The organism is Beijerinckia sp. L45 (genome assembly GCF_009765775.1).
GTDB lineage: Bacteria > Pseudomonadota > Alphaproteobacteria > Rhizobiales > Beijerinckiaceae > RH-AL1.
On the sequence record NZ_LMUU01000149.1, the window covers coordinates 30053 to 34373 of the forward strand.

Here is a 4321-nt window from a genome sequence, read left to right on the forward strand (position 1 = left end):
GTGATAGTGCTTTTGCAGCGACAGCGCCGCGCCGGGCTTTACGACGATTCGCTTGACCTGATAGCGCGCGCCGTTGTCGATCGACTGATAATAGCCCCACGGCCGGTACGAGCGGATGTGCTCGGTCGCCTCGCGGCGCTTGTCGAGCTTCAGCTTGTCGACCAGCTGCTTGACCTTATCGCCATGCTGCTTGCCGACGACCAGCACCGCGTCATGCGTGGTCACGACGATGACGTCGCTGACGCCGACCACGGTGGTCAGATGGTCGTTCGAGCGGACGTAGACATTGGTGGCGTCCATGACCACGCCATGGCCGCGCACCGCGTTGCCCAGCGTGTCGCGGTCGGAGAGTTCCCAGACGGCGGCCCAGTTGCCGACGTCCGACCAGCCGATGTCGGCCGGCACCACCGCGGCGCGTGTGGTCTTCTCCATCACGGCATAGTCGATCGATTTTTTCGTGGCGCGCGAAAAGCTTTCGGGATCGAGCAGCGTGAAATCGAGGTCGGTCCGCGAGTTGGCAACGGCCTCAGCCGCAGCGTCGAGCATCTCGGGCTCGAACTGCCGCAGTTCCTCCTGCATCACGTCGGCGCGGAAGAAGAAGTTGCCGCCGTTCCACAGGTAGCCCTCGAAGACATAGCGCTCGGCGGTCGCCGCGTCCGGCTTTTCGACGAACCGGTCGACTGCGAACACCGCTTGGTTGCTCGAGAGTGCGGGGCCCGGCTTGATGTAGCCGTAGCCGGTCGCGGCGTGCGTCGGCTTGATGCCGAGCGTCACGATGTGCCCTTCGGCGGCCGCAAGGGCCGCTTCGCGGCAGCATGCGACGAAGCCGGCCGGATCCTGGATGACGTGATCTGCGGCGAGCACGGCGACGATCGTGTCCGGCGCGATGCGTGCCGCGATTTCGGCGGCGACGGCAATCGCCGGGCCGGAGTCGCGCCCCTGCGGCTCCAGCACGATCTTCGCGCTGCGGCCCATTTCAAGCAGTTGCTCGCCGATGAGGAAGCGGTAGGCGTAGTTGGAGATGACCACGGGAGTTTCAAAGATCGGATCGCCCAGAACGTCGATCGCCATCTGGAAGGTCGATTTGGCGCCGACCAGTGGGATGAACTGCTTCGGCAGGCTTTCGCGCGACTCCGGCCACACCCGTGTTCCGGAACCGCCGCACATTATCAAGGGGAGAATTTTCATGCGTACCATATCGCCGACAGTTAACTTTAGATCAACCCGAAAGCAAAAGCGCCCTTTTCGATCGTATCATCGAAACGCTCGATCACGGCGGTCCAACCCAATGACCGTGCTAATGATGCTATCTCCTTGCGCCAGAAACACGGCTGACCTAAGGAGCTAACCATAACCCTCAGGTTACCCCTGCCAGCCGGTCGGCTCGACACGCGATCGGGGCCCCGAGTGGGTCTATCTGCTAACGGAGTACACTTTAGTATGGCTAAACGAGCTCTAGTGACTGGCATCTCTGGTCAGGACGGCGCCTACCTGTCGCGCCTTTTAATTCAACAAGGCTACGAAGTTTTCGGAATGGTGCGTCGCTCCTCGCACTCTGGCATAGCAGAGCATAGGCTTCGGTGGCTGGGTATTCTCGATAAGGTGAAGCTTCTAGACGGCGACTTGCTCGATTTATCGAGTATAATGCGATTAATTTCAGAAGTTCAACCTGATGAAGTATACAATCTTGCAGCGCAATCTTTTGTTACATCTTCGTGGCAGCAGCCAGTTTTAACTGCCAACGTCACTGCGGTCGGTGTTACCAATATCCTTGAGGCAATTCGGTTAAATCGGCCGCAAGCTCGGTTTTATCAAGCGTCTTCATCTGAGATGTATGGCAGAATTCAGGAGCCCGTGCAGTCGGAATCCACGCCATTCTACCCGCGGTCTCCTTATGCGGTTGCAAAGCTCTATGGGCATTGGATCACCGTCAATTATCGTGAGAGTTTCGGATTACACGCTTCATCAGGTATCTTGTTTAATCACGAAAGCCCGCTGCGCGGCCTTGAATTCGTGACTCGAAAGGTTACCGATGGGGTTGCACGGATCAAGCTTGGCCTTAACAAAGATCTGCGCCTCGGAAACATAGAAGCTAAACGAGACTGGGGTCACGCAGCTGATTACGTCCGAGCTATGTGGCTAATGTTGCAGCAGGATCATGCTGATGACTATGTTATTGCTACGGGAACTACAACGAGCGTACGAGAGATGTGCAAAATCGCATTTGGGCACGTCGGGATCGACATGGACGAGCATCTTGTCATTGATCCCACCTTCTATAGGCCTGCAGAAGTCGAAATTCTACTGGGTAATCCAGCCAAAGCAAAGCAGGTGTTAGGATGGGCGCCACAAATCGATCTTCAGACGATGATCGTTGAGATGGTCGAAGCAGACCTTGATCGTCTCCAGCATCCAACTGTCGTCAGCCGATCGTGATCACGGTTCCGCACCGCATCCTCATTACAGGAGCAAGCGGCTTTGTTGGGACATACGTCCGTCGCGAGCTCGAAGACCGTTTCCCGGATGCAACCATAACCGGTCTCGGCACACCTGTAGATGGCGAAGAAAGTCCGCGTGGTCTGATTGCTTTAGATCTCACGGATCAACAAGGTATCGACGGCTTGGTGAGGCGCTGCGAGGCGGATACTTTCATTCACCTAGCAGCACAATCATCGGTCGCGGTCAGTCAAAGCTCCCATAGCGCAACTTGGACGACCAACCTTAATGGATCACTCAACCTCGCACTTGCAATTGCAAAGCATGCTCCGAACGCGACTTTGCTATTTGCTAGCACAGCGGAAGTCTATGGTGCGAGTTTTTTGGACAGTCCTGTCAACGAGACCAGCGTTCCCATTCCGATGAATGCTTATGCGAAGTCAAAGCAAATAGCGGAGCGTATGCTAATGGACGTTTTACCAAGTTCCGCACGACTGATAATAGCACGCCCTTTCAATCACACTGGCCCAGGACAACGCAAGGATTTTGTGCTGCCGTCATTCGCTCGACAAATCGCACACATCGAAGCCGGATTGCAAATTCCGGAAATGCTCGTCGGCAACCTTGAAGCGCATCGCGATTTTCTCGATGTAAACGATGTTGTGGCCGCTTACGTCGCTCTTTTGGACAAAGCAGCTGAACTGCCTTCTCGCTGTATCGTCAATATCGCCTCTGGAACTCCCAGGAGTATTCGTGATTTGCTCAATATACTAAGTGGGTTGTCAAAGCGTCCATTTAACGTCACGATAGACCCTTCCAGATTACGCCCCATTGATCTGCCCGTTGCTTATGCAGAACCGTCGCTATTGAGAGCGCTGACAGGATGGTCTCCACGTTATGGCATCGACCAAACCCTGTTTAATCTACTCGAGCATGAACGCTGTAGGCTCAAAGCCATCAACTAACCGACACATCTCATAAATACGGCAATGGTTGGGAATGAACGGTGTCCAAATCGCTTTTTCGCCGACGACCTGCAGTGACCGGTTACGTCGATTATGTCGATGCCAATATTCTTCGTGGTTGGGCATGGAACGCCACAAAGCCAAAATGCCGCATAACAGTCGACGTTTTTTTTCGCGGCGTTTTTTTAGGGCGCACAAGAACTGGAGTTCTCCGAACAGATCTGCGCGATTATCATGGGATGGGAGACGGTTGCCATGGGTTTCTTTTCCATTTTCCGCCCGATGCGCCAAACCCTCATCTCGAGCCGTCTCAGCTAAAAATTACGACATGTGCTCCAGAACGGATTGCTCTTATCAACCTGGCTGATGAGACAAGAGCAGACAAGGTTTACCAGGACGAACGGAGCCTCCAAACGTTTTTTGGGCCTCTGCTAAGCGGCGTTGATCGGCTTGCGATCTGCGCGACCAGTCGGGATCCTGGACAGCGTCGTCTGATTGACCAGATCTGCGCACAAGCATCCGGTTCACAAGCCTCCGCTTTTGCAGAGCACCTCGCGCTTAAATATTCTCGGCCAGGACCAAACGCAGACGCACCAAAGTTTTGGTCATGGTATCTGAGCCACTATTGCCTTGAGAAGGGCCCGGTCCTTGCTCCGCTGAGCGTAGTAGACATAAAATTTTTATCTGGGCCGAGCAAACGTTATATCGTTGCCGCTCAGCTCATCAAGGACGAGGCGAAACAAGGGAAATCAAATCGTTATGATTGGGCTATTAGCGGTAGTCACCGCCTATACGTTGAAGACAGCTTGGTCGACTACAAAACCATCCACAGGCTTCGGGAAGTGCCACTTTTGTCGCGCGCCAAACCCTTCGCACTATCGTATTTCTTGCTTCGCTTTTCATCCGAGACCCGATTGCTC

4 protein-coding genes are annotated in these 4321 nt (G+C 54.7%); 3 read left to right on the forward strand and 1 reads right to left on the reverse strand.

From position 1 onward, the window contains the following. Window positions 1–1188, reverse strand: a 1188-nt coding sequence (locus GSQ79_RS16030; protein WP_246725378.1) for a mannose-1-phosphate guanylyltransferase/mannose-6-phosphate isomerase, incomplete at its 3' end; no start/stop codon positions are given. A gap of 252 nt (window positions 1189–1440) precedes the next feature. Here GSQ79_RS16030 and gmd point away from each other — a divergent pair. From gmd to GSQ79_RS16045, 3 genes are all read left to right on the forward strand, one after another. Continuing rightward, entirely contained in the window at window positions 1441–2436 is a 996-nt protein-coding gene (gmd, locus tag GSQ79_RS16035; RefSeq protein WP_158809692.1) for a GDP-mannose 4,6-dehydratase, read from the forward strand. Beyond that, window positions 2433–3401 (forward strand): GDP-mannose 4,6-dehydratase, encoded by a 969-nt coding sequence (locus GSQ79_RS16040; RefSeq protein ID WP_158809693.1) that lies wholly within the window; start codon window positions 2433–2435, stop codon window positions 3399–3401. The genes gmd and GSQ79_RS16040 overlap by 4 nt, the downstream gene beginning before the upstream one ends. Window positions 3402–3475: 74 nt before the next feature. Next, window positions 3476–4321: hypothetical protein (locus GSQ79_RS16045; RefSeq protein WP_158809694.1), on the forward strand; the 846-nt coding region annotated here is incomplete at its 3' end.

Coding starts and splice junctions, on each gene's coding strand:
- gmd (WP_158809692.1), top strand. CDS start 1,441: ATGGCTAAACGAGCTCTAGTGACTGGCATCTCTGGTCAGGACGGCGCC.